20 protein-coding genes are annotated in these 26,467 nt (G+C 64.5%); 6 read left to right on the plus strand and 14 right to left on the minus strand.

From position 1 onward, the window contains the following. Positions 1-17: 17 nt before the first annotated feature. From arsB to LQ566_RS08700, 3 genes are read left to right on the plus strand one after another with little or no spacing between them, the layout of a single operon-like run. Entirely contained in the window at positions 18-1,166 is a 1,149-nt protein-coding gene (gene arsB / locus LQ566_RS08690) for an ACR3 family arsenite efflux transporter (protein WP_269142795.1), read from the plus strand. A gap of 32 nt (positions 1,167-1,198) precedes the next feature. After that, entirely contained in the window at positions 1,199-2,128 is a 930-nt protein-coding gene (locus LQ566_RS08695; RefSeq protein WP_231091220.1) for a metalloregulator ArsR/SmtB family transcription factor, read from the plus strand. After that, positions 2,125-2,520 (plus strand): arsenate reductase ArsC, encoded by a 396-nt coding sequence (locus LQ566_RS08700; RefSeq protein WP_231091221.1) that lies wholly within the window; start codon positions 2,125-2,127, stop codon positions 2,518-2,520. The genes LQ566_RS08695 and LQ566_RS08700 overlap by 4 nt, the downstream gene beginning before the upstream one ends. 524 nt (positions 2,521-3,044) lie before the next feature. On the opposite strand, the gene LQ566_RS08705 is transcribed toward LQ566_RS08700, so the two are convergent. The 3 genes from LQ566_RS08705 to LQ566_RS08715 all read right to left on the minus strand — a co-directional run bounded on the left by LQ566_RS08705 (position 3,045) and on the right by LQ566_RS08715 (position 12,039). Beyond that, a complete protein-coding gene (locus tag LQ566_RS08705; protein ID WP_231091222.1) occupies positions 3,045-4,808 on the minus strand; it encodes a sigma-70 family RNA polymerase sigma factor in 1,764 nt (587 codons plus the stop codon). A 94-nt stretch (positions 4,809-4,902) separates the two neighbouring features. Then, the gene (locus tag LQ566_RS08710; RefSeq protein WP_372459783.1) at positions 4,903-10,629 is read right to left on the minus strand and encodes a DUF7927 domain-containing protein; all 5,727 of its coding nucleotides are present in this window, start codon (positions 10,627-10,629) and stop codon (positions 4,903-4,905) included. A gap of 1,260 nt (positions 10,630-11,889) precedes the next feature. Next, the gene (locus tag LQ566_RS08715; protein ID WP_231091224.1) at positions 11,890-12,039 is read right to left on the minus strand and encodes a hypothetical protein; all 150 of its coding nucleotides are present in this window, start codon (positions 12,037-12,039) and stop codon (positions 11,890-11,892) included. A 729-nt stretch (positions 12,040-12,768) separates the two neighbouring features. Here LQ566_RS08715 and LQ566_RS08720 point away from each other — a divergent pair. The 3 genes from LQ566_RS08720 to LQ566_RS08730 are packed head-to-tail and all read left to right on the plus strand — an operon-like array spanning position 12,769 to position 16,999. Continuing rightward, positions 12,769-13,332, plus strand: a complete 564-nt coding sequence (locus LQ566_RS08720) for a PadR family transcriptional regulator (RefSeq protein ID WP_231091225.1) — start codon at positions 12,769-12,771, stop codon at positions 13,330-13,332. After that, positions 13,329-14,075 carry an ABC transporter ATP-binding protein gene (locus tag LQ566_RS08725; RefSeq protein WP_231091226.1) on the plus strand — a complete coding sequence of 249 codons (747 nt, stop codon included), beginning with the start codon at positions 13,329-13,331 and terminating at the stop codon, positions 14,073-14,075. Before LQ566_RS08720 ends, LQ566_RS08725 begins: the two co-directional genes overlap by 4 nt. A 59-nt stretch (positions 14,076-14,134) precedes the next feature. Beyond that, the gene (locus tag LQ566_RS08730; protein WP_231091227.1) at positions 14,135-16,999 is read left to right on the plus strand and encodes an FtsX-like permease family protein; all 2,865 of its coding nucleotides are present in this window, start codon (positions 14,135-14,137) and stop codon (positions 16,997-16,999) included. 483 nt (positions 17,000-17,482) lie between these two features. Here LQ566_RS08730 and LQ566_RS08735 read toward each other — a convergent pair whose 3' ends face one another. The 11 genes from LQ566_RS08735 to LQ566_RS08785 all read right to left on the minus strand — a co-directional run bounded on the left by LQ566_RS08735 (position 17,483) and on the right by LQ566_RS08785 (position 26,430). Beyond that, entirely contained in the window at positions 17,483-18,172 is a 690-nt protein-coding gene (locus LQ566_RS08735) for a response regulator (protein WP_231091228.1), read from the minus strand. Next, a complete protein-coding gene (locus LQ566_RS08740) occupies positions 18,165-19,352 on the minus strand; it encodes a sensor histidine kinase (RefSeq protein WP_231091229.1) in 1,188 nt (395 codons plus the stop codon). The genes LQ566_RS08735 and LQ566_RS08740 overlap by 8 nt, the downstream gene beginning before the upstream one ends. A 44-nt stretch (positions 19,353-19,396) precedes the next feature. Then, the gene (locus tag LQ566_RS08745; RefSeq protein ID WP_231091230.1) at positions 19,397-19,765 is read right to left on the minus strand and encodes an SdpI family protein; all 369 of its coding nucleotides are present in this window, start codon (positions 19,763-19,765) and stop codon (positions 19,397-19,399) included. Positions 19,766-19,798: 33 nt separating this feature from the next. Next, a complete protein-coding gene (locus LQ566_RS08750; protein WP_231091231.1) occupies positions 19,799-20,599 on the minus strand; it encodes a hypothetical protein in 801 nt (266 codons plus the stop codon). 20 nt (positions 20,600-20,619) lie between these two features. After that, positions 20,620-21,384: an ABC transporter permease gene (locus tag LQ566_RS08755; protein ID WP_231091232.1), complete on the minus strand. Its 765-nt coding sequence runs from the start codon at positions 21,382-21,384 to the stop codon at positions 20,620-20,622. Then, positions 21,381-22,343 carry an ABC transporter ATP-binding protein gene (locus LQ566_RS08760; RefSeq protein ID WP_269142797.1) on the minus strand — a complete coding sequence of 321 codons (963 nt, stop codon included), beginning with the start codon at positions 22,341-22,343 and terminating at the stop codon, positions 21,381-21,383. Before LQ566_RS08760 ends, LQ566_RS08755 begins: the two co-directional genes overlap by 4 nt. Before the next feature lie 317 nt (positions 22,344-22,660). Next, positions 22,661-23,254: a helix-turn-helix domain-containing protein gene (locus LQ566_RS17650; protein ID WP_231091233.1), complete on the minus strand. Its 594-nt coding sequence runs from the start codon at positions 23,252-23,254 to the stop codon at positions 22,661-22,663. Further along, complete coding sequence (locus LQ566_RS08770) at positions 23,251-24,048, minus strand: carbohydrate ABC transporter permease (protein WP_231091234.1); 798 nt, start codon at positions 24,046-24,048, stop codon at positions 23,251-23,253. Before LQ566_RS08770 ends, LQ566_RS17650 begins: the two co-directional genes overlap by 4 nt. Before the next feature lie 134 nt (positions 24,049-24,182). Continuing rightward, complete coding sequence (locus LQ566_RS08775; protein ID WP_231091235.1) at positions 24,183-25,145, minus strand: carbohydrate ABC transporter permease; 963 nt, start codon at positions 25,143-25,145, stop codon at positions 24,183-24,185. Next, complete coding sequence (locus tag LQ566_RS08780; RefSeq protein ID WP_231091236.1) at positions 25,142-25,465, minus strand: type 2 periplasmic-binding domain-containing protein; 324 nt, start codon at positions 25,463-25,465, stop codon at positions 25,142-25,144. The genes LQ566_RS08775 and LQ566_RS08780 overlap by 4 nt, the downstream gene beginning before the upstream one ends. Positions 25,466-25,512: 47 nt before the next feature. Beyond that, positions 25,513-26,430 (minus strand): ABC transporter substrate-binding protein, encoded by a 918-nt coding sequence (locus LQ566_RS08785; RefSeq protein WP_231091237.1) that lies wholly within the window; start codon positions 26,428-26,430, stop codon positions 25,513-25,515. Positions 26,431-26,467: the final 37 nt, after the last annotated feature.

Raw genomic sequence — 26,467 nt, forward strand, 5'->3', positions numbered from 1 at the left:
TTCTTCAATATAGACGTATGTCAATACAAGGAGGCGGCCCGGCAGAGGTTGAGGGGTCGGCAGTATGCGGAGATACGACGGCGCGGCGGCACCTATCGACGCTCCATCGCTGGCTCCCGCTGTGGATCGCGCTCGCCATGCTTGCGGGGCTCCTGCTCGGACGATTCGTCCCTGGCGTCTCCGAGGTGCTCGCCCGCCTTGAGGTCGGTGGAATCTCGGCCCCCATCGCACTGGGACTCCTCGTGATGATGTATCCCGTGCTCGCGAAGGTCCGATACGACAGGGTGGCCGCCGTCACCGGCGACAAGAAGCTGCTCGTCTCGTCCCTTGTCCTGAACTGGCTCGTCGGCCCCGCGTTGATGTTCGCACTCGCGTGGATCTTCCTCCCTGAGCTCCCGGAGTACCGGACGGGACTCATCATCGTCGGACTCGCCCGCTGCATCGCGATGGTGGTCATCTGGAACGACCTCGCCTGCGGGGACCGCGAAGCAGCGGCCGTGCTCGTGGCCATCAACTCCGTGTTCCAGGTCTTCGCATTCTCGCTCCTGGGCTGGTTCTACCTCACCGTGCTCCCCGGCTGGCTCGGACTCGGCAGTCAGGGCCTGAACGTCTCGGTCTGGCAGATCGCCCTCAACGTGCTGGTCTTTCTCGGTGTCCCGCTCGTCGCGGGCTTCGCGTCGCGCCTCATCGGCGAGAGGGCGAAGGGCAGGGAATGGTACGAGGAGAAGTTCCTGCCACAGATCGGACCGTGGGCACTCTGTGGACTGCTGTTCACCATCACCCTGCTGTTCGCGCTACAGGGGCACCAGGTGACCTCCCGTCCGTGGGATGTCGCACGCATAGCTCTTCCCCTGCTGGCATACTTCGCGATCATGTGGTTCCTCGGTATCGGCGTCGGAAGGGCTGTGGGGCTGGGCTACGCTCGATCCTCCACACTCGCCTTCACCGCCGCCGGGAACAATTTCGAACTCGCCATCGCCGTCGCGATCGCGACGTTCGGGGCCACATCGGGCCAGGCTCTCGCCGGCGTCGTCGGTCCGCTGATCGAAGTACCGGTTCTTGTCGGCCTCGTTTACGTCTCCCTGTGGGCAGCCCGTCATTGGTTCCGAACCGATCCGTTCGCTTCCGCGACCAGCGCCCGGGCGACGTCGGAGATTCTCGCGTGACCGAAGGATGCACTCCCACCACGATGCACGCCATGGGTGAACCGGCCGCCGGTGCTCTGGCGGCAATTCTGAAGGCGCTCGCCGATCCGCTGCGCGTGCGCATGCTCTCGGCGATCTCGACAGACTCTCGCGGCGAGGCGTGCGTCTGCGATCTCGAAGCCCTCGCTGACGTCTCACAGCCCACCATCTCGCACCATCTGAAGGTCATGCGTGACGCTGGAGTGCTCGAATCCGAGCGGCGCGGCACGTGGGTGTACTACCGGATCACGCCCAGCTTGCGGCCAGCGGTGACAATGCTGCTGGATTCCTTTGCGCCCACTGCCGTAGACGCCGACCAGCCCACCGACACCCGCCTTGCGGATGTCGATGCCGAGCTCACCCGCATCGCCGCGGATATGCATGACAACCACCCGGCACTCGATCCGCAGCTCGTTGTGCACGTGGTTCGCGAGTCTTACGCGGGCCTCGCCCGCCGCACCACCGTCTCGCGCCCACTCGTCCCGCTGACCGAGAAGTTCGCCCGCCAGCGCCTCGACGACCTCTCGCGCGACACGACGACGGACGCGCCGCACGTTCTGTTCGTCTGCGTCGCGAACGCCGGACGCTCACAGCTCGCCGCGGCGCTCCTCACCGAGCGCTCGGGCGGGCGCGTCATCGCCCGCTCCGCCGGATCAGCTCCGGCGGGACGCGTTCAGCCCCGGGTACGTGCGCTGATCGAGGAGATCGATCCCACATCCGACCCGTTCCCCAAACCCCTCACCGATGACGCGGTGCGGGCTGCCGATGTGGTCATCACAATGGGCTGCGGTGACGTCTGCCCCGTCATTCCCGGCGTCCGCTACGAGGATTGGCCCGTGGGCGACCCCGCGCTCGCCTCCCCCGCCGGCATCGAGGCCATCCGCGACGACATCGCTGCACGCGTCGAAACCCTCCTCACCACCCTCGGAAAGCGACCATCATGACCACAGTCCTGTTCGTCTGCGTGCACAACGCCGGCCGCTCCCAGATGGCCGCCGGATTCCTGCGCGAGCTCGCCCCCGGCATCCAGGTGCTCTCCGCGGGCTCCATCCCTGCCGACCAGATCAACCCCACGGCTGTCGACGCGATGGCCGAGGTCGGGATCGACATCGCCTCGCAGGCACCGAAGGTGCTCACCACCGAGGCCGTCCAGGAGTCGGACGTCGTCATCACGATGGGTTGCGGCGATGCCTGCCCGTTCTTTCCGGGCAAGCGCTACGAAGACTGGAAGCTCGACGACCCTGCGGGGCAGGGAATCGAGCCGGTGCGCGTGATCCGTGACGAGATCAAGGGACGCGTCGAGGAGCTGATTGCGAGCCTTCAGTCTCGACCCTGACTTGCCGGACGGGAAGACACGGATTGCGCGCCAGGGGATCCTGGGTCGCCCTCTAGCACCCGTGCCCTGGTCCATAATGCAGTTCGTCCGGCTGTCCGATGAGTCAACGATCGACGTCGTCCGCGAGCACGAAGCCGCATCTCCCGGTTACCGGAGTCGCGTCGATGGATCCGCCGTTCGGGCTTGCGGTGCTTGCACTCCTGGTGGGCGTTGCCGGCATGATCGTCGCACGCCACCGGTCACGGTCCTAAGCTCGTGACAAGGACGACAAACTCTGGGACACTCGAGTTCTGAATCTCGCGGTGCCACCGATAACTGTGTCGTGCGCAGATCGAGGCTTGAGCGGTGGGGCCGAGGGGCGCCTCCCGCCGCGCGTCAGCCCGGAATTGGGGTTGGGGAGCTTCCTCCTAGGTGGCGGGTCGCGCAATTCACCCGCCCTGCGCACCACCATCATACGGATGGGGTTTCTGACCTTCCGCGACGCGGAATCGCCGGATATTTCGGGCCTACCCCAGACTCCGCTTCTACTTCTCTACGTCGAGTGTGGTGGAGCTCCACGGACCGAAGTTTCTTCCCGATGCATCGGCGTAGCGGAGTTGGATCGACTGGTGCCCGGGCGGGAGGGTGAAGTACTCGTTCCAGAGACCGGATGCAGGGACAGTAAGAGTCTGAATAACGTGTGTCGCCGAGGTTTTTCTCTGGATTATAGTGTCGGGGTTCTCTGACATCTGAAACCGAAAGCTCGTTCCGTTCACGACGCTGTGGTCGCGGGGTGTGTCGGGGATAGGTGGCGCGGCCAGGGAGTACTCCAGACGCGGAGTGGGCGCGGAGACAGCCGTACCCACTGTCTGGAAAACAGCTGCGCTGTGGTCTCCGGGACTACTGCTCGACAGGTGAACAGACCAGTCGCCGAAAGCATCCACTGTGGTCTGTGCAATGGCTTTCCCGTGGGTATCGATCACGGTGATCTTGGCTCCCGGGTACGACGAGGTACCTGACAGCCAGGGGTAGAGCCGGGGATCGCTCTGCTCTATTTCAGCGTCCGGTGCTTCTATGGTGGCTGGCTGTTCAGCCGGTGGGGAAACCGGTGTGGGCGTCATCGTCGGTGGAGTGGTAGGCGGCACCGGCGCGCTCGTCGGGTTCGTTGTCGGCATAGTGCCCGGGGGCTGCTCGTCCTCAGTTCGGGCTTCGCTCTTTGATGGTGCGGGGACCGGCGATGCAGTTGGTGTGCGGGACTGGGGAGTCTCTGTGGATTCTGCCGGTGGAGGCGCCGGGGAAGTCGAATCTGTTGCCGCGGAGGCAGCGTCCGGGCGGTCTGCTGAGTTCTGAACCAGCGCCGAGATCGCGATCATCCCGCCCGCACCCGCGATAACGAGTGCCGCTACGGCGAGTGACGCCCGTCTTGACGCGGGTGTGGGCTGTGGGCCTCTGATGTCGCCCTGTGTGGGCGTGGCGGGGAGCTGTGACGCGAGATGTTCGGGCACAGGCGGCGGGGACATGGTCGACAAATAGTGCGAGGCACCCGCTACGCCTGCCACCGCGGGAAGGAGCACGAGGGCGAGATTGCGGGCAACGAGCCGCGCCTCAGCAAGCGCATGAGTGCACTGATCGCAGTCGGCCAGATGCGCTTCGACCTTTACCCGTGCTCGCGTGGAGAGTCCGTTGCGGGTGTATGCGCCGAGCGATCTGATCGTTGCACGGCACTCTTCACTGCTGGCGCGCGTGAGTTGAGCTGAGAGCCACGCGTCCCGAAATGCTCGCTTGGCTCGAACGACGAGCGCTGAAACGCCGTTCGCGGTCAGTCCCAATCGCGTAGCGATCTCGCGTGGCGGCACCCCGTCGACGTGGCTGTACCAGAGCACCCCCTGCCATCGTGGAGGGAGTGTGGCGAATGCCTGAGCTGCCGCGTTGTTCTCCTCCATGGTGATCATGACTTGTTCAGTAGTTGCCGCCGTTGGGTCGGCGGCGTCTTGGATTTCCGAGTAGGAGTATTCGGCGCGAGCGATGTGCCTGTTGTAGTGCTGGCGCCCGGTGTTGCGAACAGTGGCGATTAGATAGGCCCGAAATTCACCTCGCGGGCCCTTACCCTGACGAAGCGCGGTCAGAAGCCGTTCGAAGCTCTCGGAGACGATGTCCTCCGCAGAAAGGGTCGAAAAGCTCCGCGCCACCGACATCGCTACGCCGGCATGGCGTCTCCAAAGCTCACCGAATGCGGTGCTGTCTCCCGCACGCACCTGTCGCAGCAGATCATCGTCGGATGCTTCTAGACCGAATGGATCGTCGTTCACTCGTAGTTCTCTCTGGGACTCCGCCTGACATACACAAGGGTGACGGGCACGGTCGAAGCACCGTGCCCGTCACCATCAGCGCGTTAGCGCCAGATCAGGAGTTCACCTCCCGGGCACGACGGCGCGCGATGAGCCAGAACCCGAGCGCGAGTACCGCGATTCCGAGCAACGCACCGCCTGTCCAGATCGTCGTTCCTGTCGTGGGCAGTGGCGGCGTCACCGTGGTCACCGTGCGGCAATCTGCATCGTCCGAGTCGGGCGAGCAGTTCGCCCCCACCTCAGGCGGGGTCACCACCACGTTGCGCATCTCACCGGCCGACCGTGTGGTCACGGAGTAGGTAATCGTCACACTCTCGCCCGCAGGCAGCGCACCAGCCCATGACAACACCGGTTGCTCGTACACGGCCCCGCTCGTCGCGTCGTTGTTGTAACGGGCATGTTCCAGCACGGACGAAAGATCATCGGTGAAGGTGGCAGGGCGTTCCTCTGTGTAGTCCATCGCACCCGTGTTGGTGACAAGGATGCTGAACGTCACGCGCTCACCAATAGTTGCCCGTTGTGTCGACACCGTCTTGGCGACGGTGAAGCTTGCCACTGGCGTCTCAGTGACACAGCCGCCTGCTTCCGCACATCCGCCACCGGGGCCATCGCTGACGACAGCGTTGCGCAGGACACCGTCTCCTGTGGCTGGACTGTTGACGGTCACCGAGTACGTCACCGTGACGGACTCGCCAACCCCGAGGGCACCGGACCATCGCAGGGTGTCGCCTGCGACTTCGGCGCCCGCGGAGGCGTCACCGTTGTACGTGGCGTCATCGAGCACACCAGACATATCGTCGCTGACGGATGCCGGCATCTCAGTCGTATACGGGACCTGGCCGGTGTTGGAAACAGTCAGGGTGTACGTCACGCGCCCACCGAGGACAACGTCGCTCGTGTCAGCGGTCTTGCTGACGGTGTACGAGGCAACTTCAGTCTGCGTCACACAACCTCCCTCTACGCAGGCACCGCCCGGAGAGGTCGGTGCCACGACATTGCGCAGCTGGAAGTCCCCACGTACGGGGTCGTCCACGGTCACACTGTAAGTCACCTGGAGCGTCTCGCCTACGGCCAGCGGTCCGGACCAACGAAGGGTCGAACCATCCACAGAACCGCCTGCAGAAACGTCTCCGTTGTAACGGGCGTCGTCCAGCACGCGCGTAAGGTCATCAGAGAACGAGGCTGGCTCCGCGTCGGTGTAGTCGACCTGACCCGTGTTCGTGATCGTGATCGTGTATGTCACGACATCACCCGGGAGCGCGGTCTCCTGGGATGCCTCCTTAAGCACGGTGTAGGAGCCGGCGGGGACATTGGCCACACACGAAGGATCAGTGGAGCCTTCCTCACAGTTGCCGCCCGTGTTCGGGGGAGTGACAACCGTGTTGTTCAGCTGCCCATCGCCGCTCGCCGGGTCGTTGACCGTGACGGAGTAGGTAACCGTCACCGTCTCCCCCACGGCCAGCGGTCCGGACCATGACAGTGTCGGAGCCTCGTAACCGATACCGGCGCCACTGCTGCTGGTCGCGTCGCCGTTGTACGTGGCGTCATCGAGAACGCGAGACAGATCGTCCGAGAACGAGGCGGGCGCGGCATCGGTGTAGTCGAGCTGCCCGATGTTGGTGACCGTGATGGTGTAGTCGATAACCTCACCCGGAAGCACAGACGTCGCCGATGTCGTCTTCACAACGCTGAGCGCCTGCACGGGGGTTGTCGTCGTGCACTCCCCGTCGGTGGCACATCCGCCACCTGGCGAGGTCGGCACGACGGCGTTGCGGAGTGTGAAGTCCCCCGTCACCGTGCTGTCAACCGTCACCGAGTAGGTGATCGTACGCGATCCACCAACGGGCAACGGTCCAGACCAGGTGAGCGTGTTGCCGGACACCGTGGCACCGTTGCTGGCATCCCCGTTGTACGTGGCGTCATCCAGCACACCCGACAGATCGTCCGAGAACGACGCAGGCTCACTAACCGTGTAGTCCACGTCACCCGTGTTCGTCACCGTCACCGTGTACGTGACCACACCGCCCGGGAGTACCGAAGTCTGGTCCGCAGTCTTGGAGACCGTGTACGACGCAACAGGCGTGGTCGTCGTGCACTCACCCTCCGGGTCGCAACTGCCGCCCGGAGTCGTCGGGACCACTGCGTTCGCCAGGTTCTGGTCACCGGTCAGCGGATCGTTCACCGTCACCGAGTAAGTCACGTCGACCGTCTCCCCAACGGACAACGGTCCAGACCAGGCCAGCGTGTTGCCGGACACCGTGGCACCGTTGCTGGCATCCCCGTTGTACGTGGCGTCATCCAGCACACCCGACAGATCGTCCGAGAACGACGCAGGCTCACTAACCGTGTAGTCCACGTCACCCGTGTTCGTCACCGTCACCGTGTACGTGACCACGTCACCCGGGAGTACCGAAGTCTGGTCCGCAGTCTTGGAGACGATGTACGACGCGACTGGCGTGTTGGTGGCGCACTCGCCTTCCGGATCGCATTCGCCGGTCGGTCCCGTCGGCACGACGGCGTTCGCCAGGTTCTGGTCACCGGTGAGCGGATCGTTCACCGTCACCGAGTAGGTCACCTGGACAGTCTCGCCGATGGCCAACGGTCCAGACCACGTCAACGTATCACCCGCCACTGTGGCACCACTGCTGGCATCCCCGTTGTAGGTCGCGTCATCCAGCACACCCGACAGGTCATCCGAGAACGAGGCCGGCGCATCAGTCGTGTAGTCCACCGCGCCGGTATTGGTCACCGTCACCGTGTAGGTGACCATGTCACCCGGGAGCACCGAGGCCTGGTCAGCCGACTTGGCGACCATGAAGCCTTGGATCGGCGTCACCGTGCACCGATAAGGCGGAGCGGTCGGGAAAGGCCGACCAGGCACCCATGGTCCGGGCGGCGGGAAGGGCGGGCGGCATTCCTCAGGCGGTGTGGATCCGGGCGCCATGAGGAAGTTGTTCGCCGAGCTGTTGCCACGCTGCGATGCCTCCTTGACCGTCACGGTATACGTCACGGTCGCTGTCGCACCCACCGCCAGTGTGCCGCGGATCTCGACCACATCGTCGGTCGGGCCGTTCACGCTCACCGACGGCGTGTCCGAAGACGGCACGCCGGTAACCGTGGCGTCATCGAGAACGTCCGCGAGGTAGTCGTCACGTTCCACGTCGACCACCGTGGCACCGATGTTCGTGGCGGTGATCGTGTAGGTCAGCTCGGTCCCTGCCCGGACCGGGGACTCGGATGCCACCACGGACTTGGCGTAGGTAATACCCGTGATCGGCGTGCTCGTGCAGTTGGGCAGCTGTGCGTCTGTGGGCGTGCACTGTCCGTCCGTCGGCGGGGTCTCCCCCGGCTTCAGCAGGAAGTTCGTCGCCACGCTGTCGCCACGCTGCAGATCGGGCCTCACCGTCACGGTGTAGGTGACCGTGTAGGTCTCGCCCGCGGGCACGGATCCAGTGATATAGATCTGGACGCCGGCTCGCACGGCAGTCAAGCCGTCGGCCGATGTCGGCTCCACGCTGACCGCAGCGTCGTCAACAACATGGATGAGGCTGTCGACGGCATCAACATCTGCCGCCGACTTTCCATCGTTCTTGAAGTGGAGCGTGTAAGTGATGGTCGAGCCCGCAACGACCGGAGAGGACGACGGTTCTGCTGTCTTCCACTGCGTCAGCAGCGCACCCGGAACCTGTACATCGGCACAGCTCGCCGCGCCAGGGAGCGTGTCGTCGGCAGGGATACACGCCTGGTTGCGCAGGATCTGGTCACCTTCACCCGTGTAGGTCACTGCGTAGGTGATTGTCGCGGTCTCGCCTGCGGCGAGCGCCCCACTCCATGAAATCGTCGATCCCGTACGGCTCACAGAGCCGACATCTGCCGTCAGGGAAGCGTCGTCGAATGTCGAGTCGTCAAGGACATCGCTGAGGTCATCGGTCGCCGTCGCCGGGCTCGTCGCCGTGTACACGCCTGGCCCGTCGTTGTGCACGGTGATGGTGAACGTTGCCTGCTCACCGATCGCGGGCAGATCGGTCCGGTCGACGATCTTGTTGATCGTCAGACGCGGAAGATCGAACTGCTCAGTCGCACAGGCCTGGCCCGTTACATCGTCGATGCCGTCAGTCGCAGGATCACAGGTGGGTGGCGTCGTCACCCCAGGGTCATCCGGCACCCAGGTCACATTGGCGACATCACCGTCACCACCAGGCTGAAGGGTTACCGAGTAGGAGATGACGACTGAGCCGCCGACCGGAAGCGCACCAGACCAGGACAGCAACGGCGCCTGATATCCGAGCGAACCCGATACGGACGCCTGTGCGTCCCCGTTGTAGCTCGCGTCATCCAGCACACCGGAAAGGTCATCAAACACGACCGCCGGGTTGGCGGCGGTGAACGGCCCCTCTCCAGCGTTGGTCGCCGTCACCGTGTAGTTGATGACGTCGCCGGGGCGCGAGTCGGCCGTCGCGTCGGACGTCTTCTCCACCAGGAGGAGCTGATCGCAGGACTCTGCGGTTGCCTCATTGTTCGACTCGTCAGGGTCTTCCTCGTTTCCGAAGACCGACGCAACGTTGGTGATGCACGCTCCCGGTGCCACGTTCGAATCGGCCTCGACCCGGAAGCTCGCAGACTCTCCGATGCCGAGACGTCCGCCGCTGACGGTGACTTCCGAGCCGGTGATGCTGCTCGTCACGTTGCCGACCACAGTTGCGTTCGACAGGCCAGCCGGCAGAGTGTCTGTGACGGTCCATCCGCTGGAGACACCGGCTCCGTTGTTGGTCACGGTGATCTCGTAAGTGAGGCGATCACCAGACTCGAAGACAGCAGGCCCGGTCTTCTCGATCTCCAGGTCCGCCGGAAGCCCCAGGATAGAGGTGCCATCGTTCAGGTTTGAGATCGGGCCTCGTACCGTGGAGATCACATCGAAGGACGGAGTTGCGGTCGCGCCATTCGTGATCTGGAGCTGCGTGACGATGCCGTCAACGTTCGAGGAGAATCCCAGATTCCCATTGCCGAAGTTCCAGACCGCACCGTAGCCGCCTGAGGCATCAGCCAGCACGTTGGGGAAGGTGTCGATTGCTCCCGTGGAGAGGTTGATGCGACGGACATCGCCCGAGTTGTTCGCACCCCAAGCGAACCCGTCTTTGAACGCAAAATCCTGGACACCGGGAGCCTGACCAAGATTGATGGTCTGCATGATTGCGCCATCGCTCACTCGGATGGCCCGCACGGTCGTGTTCGGTCCCGAGTCCGAGATGTAGAAGTACCCGTTTGCTGGGTTGAACGCGCCCGCGTACCAGCGCACCGAGTTGGTAACGGGGTGGGTGTACACCACAGAACCGACGCGGGTCGTCACGCCGTTCTGACCGACCCGAACAAGCGCCCCATCGGGGAACGCCGCGGTTCCCTGACCTGCGGCCACGATGCCGTAAATGAAGTTGTCCGCCGGATTGAATCCGATCGCGTTATATGACACCGGCGCAGGACCACCTTCAGCGCTGAAGGTGAAAGATCCATCGCCCGTTGTCTCTGCTCGCTGGAGCTGGGAAGGGGCCCCCTGGGCGATAAACACCACAGGAGCCGCAGGGTCAAAAGGGTCCCCCGGAGCGGCGTACGCAGCGCCGGGCATCGCGAGACCAACGCCGATGAGTGTCATAGCGGCGAGAGAACTGGCGGTCAGCGCGGACAGGAAGCGCCGCGCGGTTGTGTGGGCGGCGGGGGCCGGTCGGGGCCCGGGCGGATACTTGGTCGCTTTCCTGGCGCGACTGCGCCACGAAGGTACTGCGTTCATTGCTAGAGCTCCTGAGTCGGGGGTGTCGGATGTTCACTCGATGAAACGTTGCAGCTGCGTGTCACAGTACTGCAAACGTCGTCTTATGCATAGGGCATCTCCCCTCGCTCGAATCGTGACGCGAAACCAGAGAATCTGTCCTCGCGAGGTGAGGCTGACCGTCAACCCAATGAGGAGTGGGCTGGGATGCACCCCCCGGCGCACCCCAGCCCATGCGATGTCCCTCCCGCCCAAACCTCCGACCATTGGGCAAGAGCGTGCACCAAGCACAAGACATCTCGTGGCGGGCGTGTGATCCGACACACACGTCTGCGCACTCACCCGGTGGCATTCCGTGACGCAGGGATCGTGACGCGAGTTTCCGAACTATGGGTTGTTGTTTCCCAAGGCTCTCCAGCGGTCGCTCCAGTGCTTCGTCCTTGGTGCCCGTTACCAACAGTGCAGCGAGCCTCGCGCCCACAAGGAGTCTCGGCCGACTGGGCAGCGCTGATGTTTTCAAGTCCGTCCTGCAGCGCAAACGTCAGCATCTGGGGTGTCGCGAGCGCCCGCACAGGATGCCAGCGCGCTATGTCCGGCGCCACGTCGAGCTTCCCCGACCGCCGATTCTCACCCTGGAACCCAAGCGGCGTTGCTAGCCCCAGTAAGAACAACTCTGGCCCCGAGTTTCCCAAGAAACACGGGGCCAGTTTGCCAAATAGATGCGTTGAGTTTCCCAAACACACCGTCTGTGGCGTGTTTGGGAAACTCCCGCGCAGCCCTCTCCGCACTGGCTACGCCAGCATCTCAAATCGCGCCCTTTCCTGGCCGAAGGGGCCCGCTTTCCCAACTTTGAGCGCCGGTTTTCCGGCGCACTACTCCGTGCTGCATCCCTGCGGTCGAACCCACCACCTTGGGACCGACAATGTCGCGAAGCGCAGGCCCACGTGCGGAGCCCTCTCCGATCCGCCGGGATCGGACATGCGCGCCTCGGGCATGCCCTATTCATCATGGGAGGTTGAGCGAAGTGCGGGCCCGCACTTCGCTCAACAGCTCCCCGCGTTTCATTGTGCTTGTGGCTTGCTCCTGCGAGCAGGCACCATAGCCCTGCAAAGTGCCGCGCGGCGCGACGACGGGAACGAGTTCCTGTGTCCCGCGCGGTCGACGTGCGCGAAGCGCCCGCGTCGCTCGCGAAGGCTGGGCGTGCACCTATGTCAGAACGGGCATTCATCGTGCGCGGGGCCACGCTCGGCCTCCGCCAGAGACATCTCGAATCCGCAGGCTTCACAGGTGGACCCGCGCCGCTTGGCTCAGCGCTGCGCGGATCGCGGCGGGATCGAGCGGCATCGGGATTGTCTGCCGCGCGCTCACCGTCGGCAGATCTGTCATGGGATTGGTGAAGACGCGCTTTCGTGCCTTGAGGATGGTGAACACGGAGCGCAGGGCCTCGGTCGACCCAGATCGCGGCGCGAATTACACCTCTGATCGGCGCAAACCGACGTCCCGATAGCTGAGCAGCCTGCTCTGCACCCCCCCTACGCTGTGACGCATGACAAGAGCCGAACAGTGAAGCGCTCGCTTCAATCTGCGTGCGTCGATTTCCAACTTCTGGACGGGGATCATCATGCTCGTCACAGCACTCTTGAGCATCGGGGGAACCGTATGGGGCTGGGCTAACCAAACATCGAACGTCGAGACGACCCAATCGCAGCACGCGAGCAGACCCTTCTCGAACGCGATCAGAACATCGCGACGCTAACGCAGGAGCTGTCTGCTGCCAACGCTCACGTCGACGTGCTCAAGGACACCGTATCCGCGCTGAGGGATGAGAACGCTCAGTTACGTGCAGTACTACCTCCTACAGTGGCCCTCGAGGGCGTTCCAGACATACGCGCTGTGGCGACAGTCACGTTGTCAACGCTGCAATCCCCCTACACTTTCAGTTCAGAATAAGTGGTCTGACCAGGTGATTCAGGGTTTGCGCACGCACGCTCGACGGCTCGTAGTCTGCACCCCTTCAGAAGAACAGGTAGTGACCAACGAGGGACGGGAGCTGACGCTGGGGCAATGTGCGTCGTCGAAATCGATACTTACCGGGTAAGCTAGTCCGCGATGCTTACTGAGTAAGGAGTTGCAGGTATGTCGATCCCTAAAGCTTTCCTCGTGCTGCTGGCCGAGCGTCCGATGAATGGCTATCAGTTGCGGTTTGAGTTCGAGGCGCGGACGGGCGCGACGTGGCCGTTGAACATCGGGCAGGCATATACGACTCTCCAGCGTCTGGAGCGGGACGGGCTGGTGGTCCCGCATCCGGACGAGGATTCGGAGGTGTTCGGGCTCACTGAGAACGGGGTCGCCGCGGTGCGCGCGTGGTGGGAGTCGCCGGTGGAACGTTCGCGTCCGGCGCGCGATGAGCTGGCGATCAAGTTGACGCTTGCGGTGACAGCGGCGGACGTGGACGTCGCCCGGGTCGTGCAGAGTCAGCGGACGGAGTCGATGCGGATGCTGCATGAGTACACCCGGTTGAAGGCCGATGGTCGAGCATCCGGCTCGGGTGACCGGGCTTGGTTGCTGTTGTTGGACTCGCTGATCTTCCAGGCGGAGGCGGAGGTTCGTTGGCTCGATCACGTCGAGGCCACGGTGATGCGCGATCGTCGGTTGGTTGCCCCCACGTCCGGGAACGATCAGAAAGAAGTACCGACCGCACGATCCACCGGGGCGCGACAGTGACCTCGGCGCTGGTCGAGTTCGAGGATGTGACACGCACGCATTCGTCGGGCGGCACGCAGGTGCACGCATTGCAGGGGGTCGACCTGCGTGTCGATTACGGCGAGTTGGTCGCGGTGATGGGGCCGAGTGGGTCGGGAAAGACGAATCTGTTGAATCTGGCGGGTGCGTTGGACACACCCACGTCAGGTCGTGTTGTCGTCGCAGGTGTCGACCTTTCGACGGCGTCGCCGGACGAACGCGCCCGGTTGCGCCGTCGATCGATCGGGCTGGTGTTTCAGGACTACAACCTGGTGTCATCGCTGACGGTGCGGGAGAACGTAGCGCTTCCATTGGAACTGGATGATGTCGCGCCCCGGCAGGCGTCCGCTCAGGCCACGGCGCTGCTGGCACGGCTGGGCCTCGCGGATCGGGGTAGTGAGTTCCCGGATCGGCTCTCGGGCGGGCAACGTCAACGGGTCGCGATCGCGCGATCGGTCATCGGGACACGGTCGTTGATCCTGGCGGATGAGCCGACGGGGGCACTCGATTCGGTGCTCGGCGAGGAGGTGATCGAGCTTCTGCGCGCTCAGATTGGACCGGAGTGCGGCGGCATCCTGGTCACTCACGATCCGCGATATGCAGCGTGGGCCGACCGGACCGTGTTCCTCAAAGACGGTCGCATCGTCGCCGGCACCGCTCCCTTGGTGAAAGTTGAGTCGTTGACTGGCCCGATCAGTGACCAGGCATCTGGTGCCGCGTCGTGAGCGTGGTCGCTCGGGATGATGCGACCAGGGGAAGCGGTCGCCGTGGTCGCCGATCTTTGATGTTTCGCCTCGCGCGGCGGGACATCCGCCGGAATCTTCCGCGGTTCGTGCTCGCGGTGCTGGTCATCGCGATTACGGTTGGCGCCGGAACGGCCGTGGACGTATTGTGGCGTTCGGCAGAGGTGAGCGACGCCGGCTACGCCCAGCGCACCCTGGGCGACAGTGCCGCCGCTCGTGTGCAGTGGTGGGGCGACGAGGTACAGCAGCAAACACCGCGCGCGGATGCGGGAATCACCGCTGGCGCAGACGCTCCCGTCACTGCGGTCGAAACGCGACTACAAGACCTTCTTCCTTCAGACACTCGCCTGCTCAAGACGCACACTGGAGTCGTCGTGCTGCGGTCGGGCGCTTCCCTCACCGATGGGATGGTGGCTCTGCAAGGACCATTGACTGATCCACTCCTGAATGGAGTGATCGACATCTGGCAGGGCCGCCTCCCAGACACCCGCGGTGAGGTGTCAGTGAGCCGCACAGTCGCAGAACGGCTTGATCTGTCCGTCGGCGACCCGTTCGAGGGCAGCGCCGACTCTGCCGATCGTATGACATCGCTGACGCTTGTCGGCATCCACGAGAACAACCCCCTCGGCTTCGACATTGCGCTCGCCGAGGCGTCGCTTCTGGTGGAAGGGTCGAGTTATCTCGACGGCGCACGACCGGTGTGGTTCGTGGACGGCGCGCCAATGGGCTGGTCGGGCGTGCTGGCACTGAACGATGCCGGGTTCGTCACCATCAGTCGCGATGTGGTCCTCGACCCTCCCGCCGCGACGGACGTGCCCATGTACCGGGACGGAGCCGCCGTCGAAGCGGACGCCCGCCTGGGCGTAGCGATTCTCGTCACCGTAGCCGTGCTGGTCGGCGGAACTCTCGTCGCGCTCTTGATCGGGCCGGTGTTCGCGATCGGCGCTCGACAGTCTCGCCGGGACTACGGGCTGCTCGCCGCGCAGGGCGCGACCGGGCGCGACATCGTCGGGGTCATGCTCCGCAGCACGTTCATCGTTGCAGTGATCGGTTCGGTCATCGGCGTGCTGCTCGGCGTTACTGTCGCCGGGGTGGTGGTCGCCGTCGCTCAATCGGCAGGAAGCACAGCTTTTCCGAACCTGATCGTGCCGGGCATCGATCTGGTTCTGTTACTCGCATTCGGTGTGTTTGTCGCCCTTGTCGCTGCGCGTGGACCTGCGCGACGTGCCGCCCAAGAAGACCCCGTCGCCTCCCTGCGTGACACTGCCGAGGTGACGGACCGCGAGCCCCGCACCCGAGGCGTACTCATCGTGGTTCTCTCGGCTCTGACCATCGCTCTTCTCGTGGTGACGGCGGTGACCGGTGTTCGCGTCTGGCTGCTGTTGGTCGGGCCGCTCGCCACGATCGTGCTGATCCTCGCTGTCCGCGGCCTTCTGCCCGTGCTCAGCAGGATCGCGCGTCACACGCCCACTCCCGAGCGGATCGCGATCCGTGACACGGCCCGTCGCGCTGACCGGACGATTCCCACGATCACCGGGATCGCTGCCGCGGTCGCCCTCGCTGTCGCTGTCTCGGTCGTCACCGCCACCCAGTACGCCACCGCCGCCGCGGAATGGCATCCCCGCGCCGCCACCGGGACCGTGATGATCTACGACGGCTTCTACACGGACTCATCGGGAAGTGAGAACCCGTTCGAGACCTCAAGCAGTGAAAGCAGCGCTGGCGCGGAGTCGACCGTCACCGGGGCCGAACAGCGGGCACGGATCGCCAATGTACTCGCTGAGTTCCTTCCCGGAACCGAGCTCATCGACGTCGACATGCTCAGCCTCAACGGCGACGCCTTCCCGCGCCTGCTCATCGACCCGGACACCGAGTGTCCCGTATGGGCGGACTTCACTGAGGAATACAACCAGTACAACGCCAGCAGCCCCGATCAGGACGGCCGAGCCGACGTGAACGGGATGAACTGCTTGATTGACAAGCCGCTCTCCGACATCAACAAACAGCCCACTTGGGACTCGACAGACCACACGAACCTCGTCGTCGACGACGGCACCCTGGTCACCGGCCTCGGGCTGCCCGGCGCCGAGGAAGCAGCCCAAGCACTCCGCTCCGGCCAGATCGTCCTCACCCGCCCCATCGACCTCTGGCCAGACGGCACCGCCCACCTCGGCATCATGGAAGACGACCACGATGGCCTCACCCAATGGCGAGAGCAGTTGGATCAAGCCCGGGACCGCGGCGAAAACTTCTACGAGAACCCGCCAGAACCTATCACCATCGACACTCTGATCGCGGATGCGATCGTCATGGACTGGCCCTCGCAGCAATGGGCGGCATTCATCCCGCCAGAGATGCTCTCCGAGAAGCCCTTCTCCGATCACGGCCCCGTGGTCGAGCGCGTCGGGATGATCGCCACCGCGACCACCGTGCTCGCGGAGACCGAAGTCGATGAACTCCGAGGCCGGCTGCTCTTACTCGGTGTCCACCATGTCGCCACCGCTCGCGACTACGTCAATGCCGGACTCTCAACCGCGCTCACCACATTGACAGTCAGCGCAGCCCTGATCGCCCTCACTGCGACCATCGGCACAGCTCGCATCGCCCTGACCGACATGCGGCGCGACCTTCGCGTCCTCCGAGATGTCGGAGCGCCCCGCGGAAGCCGCCGCCGGATCAGCGGCTTCACCACACTCATCGTCGGCGTGCTGGGGAGCGTCACCGGCAGCCTCGCCGGGATCATCCTTGGGGTCACAATCGCCGCAAGCATCGCGGCCGACGCTGTCGTCGAGAAGGGGGCATGGGCGCTGACCGTACCCTGGCTGCCGATCCTGCTCATCACGATCGCCACCCCACTCGTCGCAACCGTCATCATGGCACTCCGCGATACGAACGGAGACGATTGACCCGTACCCCACACATCAGCCCAGATGCCGTACCCGCGTCGCGGTTTGAAGCCGTCATACGTCAGCCCTGCCTGCCGCCTGAGCGCCGAAGCCGGTCCGTGACCCAGGACCACATCAGCGCGAAAGTGCTAACGAAAGTGCTAAGCAACCTGTAGGTCGGGGTATCGCGGTGGAGGTATCCACAGGCGTGCGCCGCAGAATCCGCGGGATCATGCGGCAGAACAACTATTCACGATCTCGTGCGAGGGGGAACGGAACAGTTCACCTCCCCCACCGCTGATGCCCGGTAGTGGCGTCAGAGATTGCATGTGGTATTCGCCGCAATCCCACCTACATTTTCGGCCCAAGATCGTCGACCTGACCGGGTGTTTCGCACCTCGACGCAAGACCATCCAATACGGGTCGTAGCCCGCGCCCATTCAGAGGAGCAGGTGATGAAGGCGTGAGTCGGATGGGAGCTTGGAGAGCAGCAGATAGCGCGGGCTAAGTCAGGGTCGAGGGGTCTGTGGCAGAGCCGATGGGAAGTCCGAGTTGGTGGGCGAAGATGACTGCGTGCACACGGTCGCGGAGGCCGAGCTTGGCAAAGATGCGGTTGACGTGCGTCTTGATGGTCGCGGGCGACAGATGCAGCGTTGCGCTGATCTCGCTGTTGGAGAGCCCCGCCGCGATCGCCTCGAACACATCGCGCTCTCGGGGAGACAGCACCGAGAGGGGTTGATCGGTGGCGACGGGCCGATCCCGGCCGGTGTAGGCGTCGATGAGCTGCCGGGTGATGCGCGGCGTCACGATCGCGGCGCCTCCTGCCACCACGCGCACGGCGCCTACGAGCTCTTGATGGGTCGCGGTCTTGACGAGGAAGGCGCTGGCTCCGGCGCGGAGCGCGCCGAAGGCGTACTCGTCCAGGTCGAACGTGGTCAGCACAATCACGCGGCTGCGCAACCCGCGGTCGATGATGCCGCGGGTGGCCTGGATGCCGTCCATGCCCGGCATCCGCACGTCCATCAGGATGATGTCGGGTTCGAGGTCGGCCGCCATCCGGATAGCCTCGTGACCGTCGGCGGCCTCACCGATTACGCGGATGCCGGGAGCGGAATCGAGCACGAGCGCGTTGCCCTCGCGGGCGAGCGGCTGGTCGTCTACGACGAGCACGGTAATGCCGGGCGACTCAGGCATCTGCCCCTCCGATGCGGAGAGTCGCATGAGTGCGCCAGCCACGACCGGGCAGCGGGCCCGCTGCACTGTCCCCGCCGTGGCGACGAGCCCGCTCGGTGATGCCGGTCAGTCCGTGCCCGGTCGCGCGCTCGCCGCGGGACGGCGCTCCGTCGTCGGTCACCTCGACGGCGACCTCATCCTCCGTCGTGGTGACCGTCACGGTGGCTCCACTCGCGCCGGTCGCGTGGCGGAGCGTGTTCGTGAGGGCTTCCTGCACGATGCGGTAGACGGCGATCCGCAACGCGGGGTCGTCCGGCAGTTGGCGACCGTGCCAAGTCAGCTCGACGGGGAGGCCGGCGTCTCGATACGTCGCGGCGAGTGCTTCCAAGGTAGGCAGGTTCAGCCCGGACTCGTGCAGGCTGTCGTGCAGCTCGGCATCCGCGCCTCGGAGGATGTGCAGGACGCGGTGGATGTCAGTGAGCGCGTCCCTGCCGACGATGGCGATCTTGCCGACTGCGGCGCGGGCTCGTTCCGGGTGGGCGCTCCACCCTGCGTCGGCACCGTTGGCGAGGGCGACCATGACGGAGATGGAGTGCGCCACCACATCGTGCATCTCGGCGGCGATCCGCGCACGTTCCGCGCTCGCGGCGTTCTCGATGCGCTCGTTCACGAGTTTGTGGAGTGCGATACGGCGCTCACGCTGCCCTCGCACCACGAGCCCGATGATCAGGGCGATGAGCGCGAACGGGTCCAGGAGCGCGACAAGTGGCGGAGTCGTGCCGCTCAGCGAGTACGGGATCGTCGCGAGCACCGTTGAAGCGAGGCCGACGCCATACCCGATGAACGCACGGGTCGGGGGCTGGAGCGAAGCGACGGCGTAGAGAGCGAACGCGAACGGGATCATCGGGTAGCCAAATCCCGGCTGGGCCAGCGGACTGGCGGCGCAGGAGATCGCGACGACGACGAGCATCGTCAGCGGCCATCGGCGGCGCAACAGCAGCGCGGCGGCCGTGATCGCGAGCAGCGGGTAGCCCCACCAGCCCAGGTCGCCCGAGCGGTAGATCATCGCAACCAAGGACGGAACGCAGGCGACGAGCACCACGATCACATCGACTACGACCGGATGCCGCCGCAGCCAGGCCAGCGGCGCCCACGGCGGTCGCTGTAAGTCGGCGAGGCGCATGCTCTGACTCTCGGTCATGCCCGCCCCCTCTCCAGCCCGCGAGGTGCCGATCGCGTCGTCATCTATTCAGTCTGCGTGAGATGCCGACGTAGCGCTCCGTGCGCGAGGATCCCGCCGATGATGAGCCCGGCCAGGAGCGCGATGATCCCGACCGTGATCGCAGGTCCGACGAGCTCAGTGGCGTCTGCGAGGACCAGGATGATCGCGATCGCGCCGGACAGCGCCAGCAGGAGGCCGCCGCCGATTAGGAAGGGAGCGTAGCCGCGGTGCGCGGCATCCCAGGCGGCCTTGCTGGTTAGTGCGGCGCGGGTGCGGTAGCCGAGCACCAGATTGCGCGGGAACCGCGCGGTCAGACATGCGATGCCCCACCACAGAATGAGCAGGCCGGCGAGGATCGCGATGGCGGGTCCGATGAGGTCGACGGGGTTCATGGGATTCAGTCCTTTTCTTGGTCGTTCCGAGGGTCAGGCGTCGCGGGTCTTCAGCAGCACGCCGGACAGGAGGAGCGCGGCGGCGGCCCAGATGGCGAGCACGCCGAAGCCGGCCCACGGGGCGAGCTGTGCGACGGTCTCGAAATCGGAGATCAGGCGGCGCCCGGCGATGGTCGGGAGGAAGTCGGCGGCATCGCTGATCCCAGGGATCGAGGACAGCACCGGCGGCAGCACGATCAGCAGCGCCAGCACAGCGATGAGCCCGGCGACGACGTGTCGGACCAGCGCGGTCACGCCGACGGCGAGGATCGTGATCACCGCGAGATACAGTCCAGACTTGAGGCTCAGGACGGCGGTCTCGTCGAAGGCGATCTCGTAGTGCACCTGGGTGCCGGTGAGCACTGCGGCGGAGATGCCGAGTGCGATCGCCGAGCCGACGACGCCGACGAGGAACCCGGCGATGCCGAGCACGAACGCCTTGGCAGCCAACCAGGGGATGCGGGTCGGCAGCGCCAGGAGCGAGAGCCGGACCTGGCCGGAGGTGTACTCGTTGGTGACGGCGAGCACGGCGACGATCGCGACGATGACCTGCGCCCAGAGCACGCTGTCGACGAACATCATCGGCGTTGCCGCGATCTCCTGCCCCGCGAAACGGTCATCGGTGAGTCGTGCCACCATGCCGAGCGAGAGCATGCCGCCGGAGCCGACAATCATGATCACGGCGGCCAGGAGCAGGATGCGATTGGACAGCAGCGACCAGAGCTTCAGGACTTCCGCGCTGATCGCGCCAACCCAGGCGGAGCGCCCTGTGGTGTGCGTGGTTCCACGATTCATGGTGAGTTCCTTCCTCCGGCTCAGACGTCGCGGCGACGGAGCACGAGTGCAGCGGCGACCAGTCCGGCGGCCGCCCAGGCGAGCAGCACTAGGCCGCCGCCCCAGGGGGTGAGATTCGAGACCGGGTTCTCGGCGGCGATCAGCAGGCCGCCGGCGGGAGAGGGCAAATACGGGACGATGTGCTGCAGCGGCTCCCACGGGATGAGGGTGATCGCCAGTGGCAAAACCCAGATGAATCCGATCACCGTCAAAATGCCCGCGATCAGATTGCGCACGATCACGCCGATCCCGACGGCAAGGATCGCGATCCCTGCCAGATAGACGCCGGTGCCGAACACGAGCCGGGTCGTGAGCTGAAGGTCCGCCTCGACATCGACGCCACCGGCAGCGCCGGCGATGAGTGCTGCCGCGGCTCCGAGGGAACCGGCGAGGAACGCGGTCACGCCCATCACGATCGCCTTGCCGACCAGCACCGGCCACCGGGTCGGCGCGGCGAGAAACGTCACCTGGCTCGTGCCGGACGACCACTCGGTGCAGGCGAATACGGCCGCGAGCACCGCGACGAGCATCTGAGCCCACGACGCCCCGGTGAGCAGTTCCGTCATCGTCGGAACCGCCGACTCGGTGCTGCGCGCCCAGACGAGCACCACCGCGAGCGCCGCGATCAGCAGGAACGCGACGAGCACCGTGAGCGGATTCGAGACAAGCGTGCCGAACTTCACCCACTCCGCCCGCATCACACGACCCGGCGTCATCCGAACGCGCTCCGTCGCTGTCATCGTCACGAGGCGCTCCCGCGGTCGGAACCGGCCCGATACTCGACGGCATCGCTCGTCAGTTCGGTGTACGCCTCCTCCAGCGTGCGCTGAACTGGCGCGAGTTCGAGCAGCACGATCCCGGCAGCCGCGGCCTGCTGCGCGATCGTCTCGACCGGCACCCCCGTGATCTCCGCCGACGTCGCGTCACGGGAAGTCGAGGTCACGCCTGGCCCGGCGAGCAGCCGCAGCAACTCGCCGAGCCGTCCGGTGCGCACACGCACGCGCTCATCCTTCGCGGTCAACTCCGAGATCGGTGCATCGGCGATCAACTCACCGCGCCCGATCACCACGACGTGTTCGGCCACGAGCGCCAGCTCGCTGAGCAGATGCGAGGACAGGAACACGGTGCGCCCCTCCGCCGCCAGACGCGTGAGCAGGTTGCGCATCCAGGTCACGCCCTCGGGATCGAGGCCGTTCACCGGCTCGTCGAGGATCAGCGTGTGCGGATCGCCCAGCAGCGCGACCGCGATCCCGAGCCGCTGGCTCATGCCGAGCGAGAACTTCCCGGCCTTGCGTTTCGCGACGCTCTCAAGCCCCGCCAGTCCGATCACCTCGTCGACGCGCTGTCGGGATATCCCGTGCGTCGTTGCGACGGTATGCAGATGATCGACCGCTCGCCGGGAGCGGTGCGCGGACTTCGCATCCAACAGGGTGCCAACCTCGCGCAGCGGCGCGCGCAGGCTCGCATACCGCTGCCCACCGATCAGCGCATCACCCGAGGTCGGCCGAGCCAGACCAACGATCGAACGCATCGTCGTCGACTTGCCCGCACCGTTCGGCCCGAGGAACCCGGTCACCCGGCCCGGCAGCACCTCGAACGAGAGATCTCGAACCGCCCAGTTCTTCCCATACCGCTTGCTCAACGACCGCACCTGAATGCTCACGACAACCTCCGACTTCACACAGTGAATCTCGATCCACTTCAACGCTATGAAGACGCCTCGTCAGTGCGATGCCAACCACGGGTGGAACTTTTCTGGCCGCTGTCGAAAGCTCTAGGGAATCCAAGACCAGCGAGCCATCTGGCCCTTGCTGATCCGCCCAGCCCCGCTCCCAGCCCAACGCGTGGTAGGGACGGAAGTGCTAACTCAGGTGCTAAGCATCGTATAGGTGCATGGATCTCGATGTAATTGTCTCCGGCACAGATGCTCCAGATCGCTGATATTCCGGGCCAGAACTCCGATCCGTGATCCTGCGCGCGAGGGGTCGAGGGCAGTTCAACTGCCCTCGGTGTCTGGGCTCACTAGGCTGCGAATTCCGCGACGCTCATGTTCGTGTTGACGAGGAAGTCCGCCATTCGTTCGGCGCGGATGCGTTGAATCACCGCGATAGGTGGCGCGCCGAGCGATGCGTTGAACAGTCGCGTGAGTTGCGACGTCGACAAGTTGGCGTGCCGAGCGAGTGCGTTGAGGGTCCATTGGGTGATCACGGTGCCGTCCGCGTTTCGCAGTGTTGCGAGGTCGGCCATCGTGCTGTTGTCGGTCGGGTCATCTGGAAGAGGGAGGATCGCTACGCCCTCTCTGTTCAGACCCCAGTCGTACTGAAGATTCATCCAGTCATCGCTGGTACCCGGATAGGGCGTAGCCGGGACGAAGTTGACGGTGAGCCCCTGGGCGTCGAACTGCGAGGCCATGCTGAGGGCGACAACGACTTGGGACCGGGAGTCCGGGTTAGCGGGGTCTACGATGACGGACAGAGAGAGCCCCTCCCCCGGGCCCGCAGCGTCGTCCGTGCCGGGCGGGGTCGGAGCGGCCGAGCATTCGAGCAGGGTGAGAGGCAAGACGAGAAGCAGAATGCTCGCCCCTGTCGGACGTTCGCGGTGAGTGGCGAGTGTCACTTCCCCGCTCCAACCGTCATGCCTTCGACGATGCGTCGGCCAAGCCAGGTGTACACCAGCAGCATGGGGAACACCATAAGAGTGATCCCGGCGAAGACCATGCCCCAATCCGCCCCGTTGAAGGTAGCGGAGTCCATGAGCTGAATCAGTGCGATAGGGAGGGTACGACTGGGCTGTTCGGTGAGAAGTACGAGGGCGAACATAGTCTCGTTCCATGTTCCAATCGCCGCGAGAATGCCCGCCGTGGTGAGCCCGTTGCGTGCGAGCGGCAACATGATGAGAAGGAAGGTGCGCAGGGCGCTCGCGCCGTCCAGCGCGGCAGCCTCTTCGATTTCGCCCGGCAGGGATGCGAAGAAGCCGGTGAGAAGGAACACCGTGAACGGGACGTTGAGGGCGACGTTGACAATCGTGAGACCGAGCAAGCTATTGAGCAGCGGGATCCCCGTGGCCTGCTGAGTTTGGGCGAGACCGACATAGATGGGGATGAGCAGCACCTGGCTGGGGACTCCCAGTCCGAGCACGAAAACCAGAGTCAGCCGAGAAGAGATTCGGCGGGCGGATCTACTCAGAACGTAGGCGGCCGGGGCGGAGATGGCGAGGCAGATCAAGGCCGTGAGCACTGTGACGGTCACGGAATTGACGAACGCCGTTCCGAAACTTCCCACATCCCACGCTGCGGCGAAGTTCCGTGTCGTTGGCGGGCTGGGGAGCCCCAGGGGGCTCTTGAGATAGTCGGCGGTCGATCGGAACGCGTTCACACCGAGCCAGACGACGAGGAAAATGTTGAAGCCCACGAGCAACCAGATGAAGGTCCGCCCCAGAACCGCGGCGGGCGAGATACGATGCCGACCGAGAGGGCGCCGGGTCCTGTTCTGGGCCGTGGTGACCGCGTGCGTGTCGAGCTGCGTTGTTGTGGGAATCATTCGTGTTAGAACTCCAGGGATTCGCGGCGCATCGCACGTCGAAGACCAAACGTGAGCACGACGACCATGAGCAAGCTGACCAGAGCTGCGGCAGCCGCGACACCGAAAGCGCGACCACCATTCGATTGGAACGCGCTGAGATACACGTACAGGGACGTCGTCCAGTTGCCCGCGTTAGGGGTTGAGGCCCGGCTCCCGCCGAAGACCAGGATCAGTTCGAAGACTTTGACGGAGCTCATCGTCCACAGCACGGCACACACCGTGACGACATCCCACGAGAGAGGCAAAGTCACTGTAAAGAATTGTCGCAGGGGGCCAGCCCCATCCAACTGTGCGGCCTCGTAGTAGTAGTCCGGGATCTGGTCAACAGCAGACATGATGATGCTTGTGAAGTAGCCGGTAGCTCCCCACGCGAGGATCACCATGATCAGTGTGAACTGATTGTCGGCGGCAAGCCATTTCGGTGGAGTATCAACCCCCAAGGCAGCGAGAACGTTGTTCACGAGGCCCTGAGGGTTGAAAAGCATTCCCGCGAAGACGGCGAAGACGAGGGAGTTGATGAGGTTGGGGAAGAAGAGTACGGAGCGAGCAAAGAAACGACCGCGCATGCGGCGTAGGGCCATGGTGAGCGCGAATGCCAGGGCGAAAGTGACGATGCCGACGATGAACAGAATCTTCAGCGTGTTCACGATCGATGTCACGAACGTAGGATCTTTCGAGATCGTGACATAGTTGGCAAAACCGACATACTCCATGGGGCCGTACCCCGCCCACCGGTGAAGACTCAACCACACGACGAAGACGATGGGTGCCAGGTAGAACAGAACCATGATCAGCAGCGCCGGGGTCACGAAGGGCCAGAAGATGGGCCGACGCAGACGCTCCAAGGGTGATGCAGGCCCCTGACGAGCAGTACGACGCGAGCGAACGTGCGCACCCCTCACCAGAGGCGCGGCAGGAACGGTCACGGCTGAGTCTCCCAGAACTGCGCCTGCGTTCCCTCGAGCGTGGAGAGGAACTGTGCGGGAGTGGACTTGCCGAGCCAGAGATCGCCGAACGCGGGATCGAAGACCTTCGCGAAGTACTCCCCAGACACGCCATCGAACACCGTGCGCGTAGGAACGTTGTTGAGCAGCGTCTGGACGCTCTCGAGGTTCGTAGGCGCCGGACCGTCCTTGATTGCAGTCAGGTTTCCCGCATCGGTCGCGATTGCCCCCTCGTACTTCGGCGTGGAGAAGAAGGCGATGAAGTCTTTCGCAGCGTCACTGTTCTTTGCTGCCTGGGGCACCGCGAACCCGAACGGAACGATGGACAGTGCGTCAGCGCCCTCACTCGTCAGCGCCAATTGGGAGTATGTCGGCGCCAATTTCCCGGCATCCAGAGTCTTCTACCTGACGGGCAGCTGGGTGACAGCAGAGACGAAGGATCTCCCTGCCCCTGAGCCCAGTTGTTGCCGCCCGCGGGATACTGGCTCGCGTCATAGCTTGGCACCATGTACCCGAGCGAGATCAGCTCAGCGATCTGTTCGGCCGTCTTCTGGGCTGCAGCGTCGTCCCACAGCTTGCCGGATTCGTCTGAGGTGAGATCCGCGAAGCTCGCGTCGTTCGAATTGCGGTTGTACAGATAGTCGAACCAGTATTCGGCCGCCCAGATCGCATCGGCGTCGCTCACAATGCATCCGACACCGTCTGCTTTCGCTGCGGCGCAACTGTCGAGGATGTCCTGGTATGTCGCCGGTGGCGCTGACACGTAAGGGCTGGCACCGTTGTAGAACAGGGAGATCGTGGACACGGTGTACGGGAAAAGGTAGTCCGCCGCGTCGCCCCCGAAGGTCGGCAGATTCTCCACATAGGTCTGATCAACTGCGTCGGAGACGGTGTCACCGTCTGCGTTCTTCGCAGCCCAGACGGAGTCGAGACTCAGCAGCGCGTTCTGAGAATTGAGTGCCGGCCCGAGGCGATCAAACGACTGGTCGACGAGGTCCGGAGCGGTGCCCGCCGCCAATCCTGCTGTGACCTGGTCGAGAACTTTTCGACCTTGCCATTCAACATCAACGGTGACACCGGTTTTGTCCTCGAAGTCGTCAATCGCGGTCTGGATGACCTTCGCCTGGGGTTCCCCCTCGGTCCACATCGACCAGTAAGTGAGCGTGCCCTCGGAGCTGGCGTCGTTCGCGCCGGCGGGAGCACAACCGGCGAGGAGAAGTACTCCCAGGGATGCGGCAGAAGCGAGTCGGATCGTGCGTGCGTGCATGAATACTCCTTGGTGTGAGGCGGGTGCAATCGATGTA

The organism is Microbacterium nymphoidis (genome assembly GCF_021044885.1).
Lineage (GTDB): Bacteria > Actinomycetota > Actinomycetes > Actinomycetales > Microbacteriaceae > Microbacterium > Microbacterium nymphoidis.

Coding starts and splice junctions, on each gene's coding strand:
- arsB (WP_269142795.1), top strand. CDS start 18: ATGTCAATACAAGGAGGCGGCCCGGCAGAGGTTGAGGGGTCGGCAGTA.
- LQ566_RS08695 (WP_231091220.1), top strand. CDS start 1,199: ATGGGTGAACCGGCCGCCGGTGCTCTGGCGGCAATTCTGAAGGCGCTC.
- LQ566_RS08700 (WP_231091221.1), top strand. CDS start 2,125: ATGACCACAGTCCTGTTCGTCTGCGTGCACAACGCCGGCCGCTCCCAG.
- LQ566_RS08710 (WP_372459783.1), bottom strand. CDS start 10,629: ATGAACGCAGTACCTTCGTGGCGCAGTCGCGCCAGGAAAGCGACCAAG.
- LQ566_RS08730 (WP_231091227.1), top strand. CDS start 14,135: ATGTTTCGCCTCGCGCGGCGGGACATCCGCCGGAATCTTCCGCGGTTC.
- LQ566_RS08735 (WP_231091228.1), bottom strand. CDS start 18,172: ATGCCTGAGTCGCCCGGCATTACCGTGCTCGTCGTAGACGACCAGCCG.
- LQ566_RS08740 (WP_231091229.1), bottom strand. CDS start 19,352: ATGACCGAGAGTCAGAGCATGCGCCTCGCCGACTTACAGCGACCGCCG.
- LQ566_RS08745 (WP_231091230.1), bottom strand. CDS start 19,765: ATGAACCCCGTCGACCTCATCGGACCCGCCATCGCGATCCTCGCCGGC.
- LQ566_RS08750 (WP_231091231.1), bottom strand. CDS start 20,599: ATGAATCGTGGAACCACGCACACCACAGGGCGCTCCGCCTGGGTTGGC.
- LQ566_RS08785 (WP_231091237.1), bottom strand. CDS start 26,430: ATGCACGCACGCACGATCCGACTCGCTTCTGCCGCATCCCTGGGAGTA.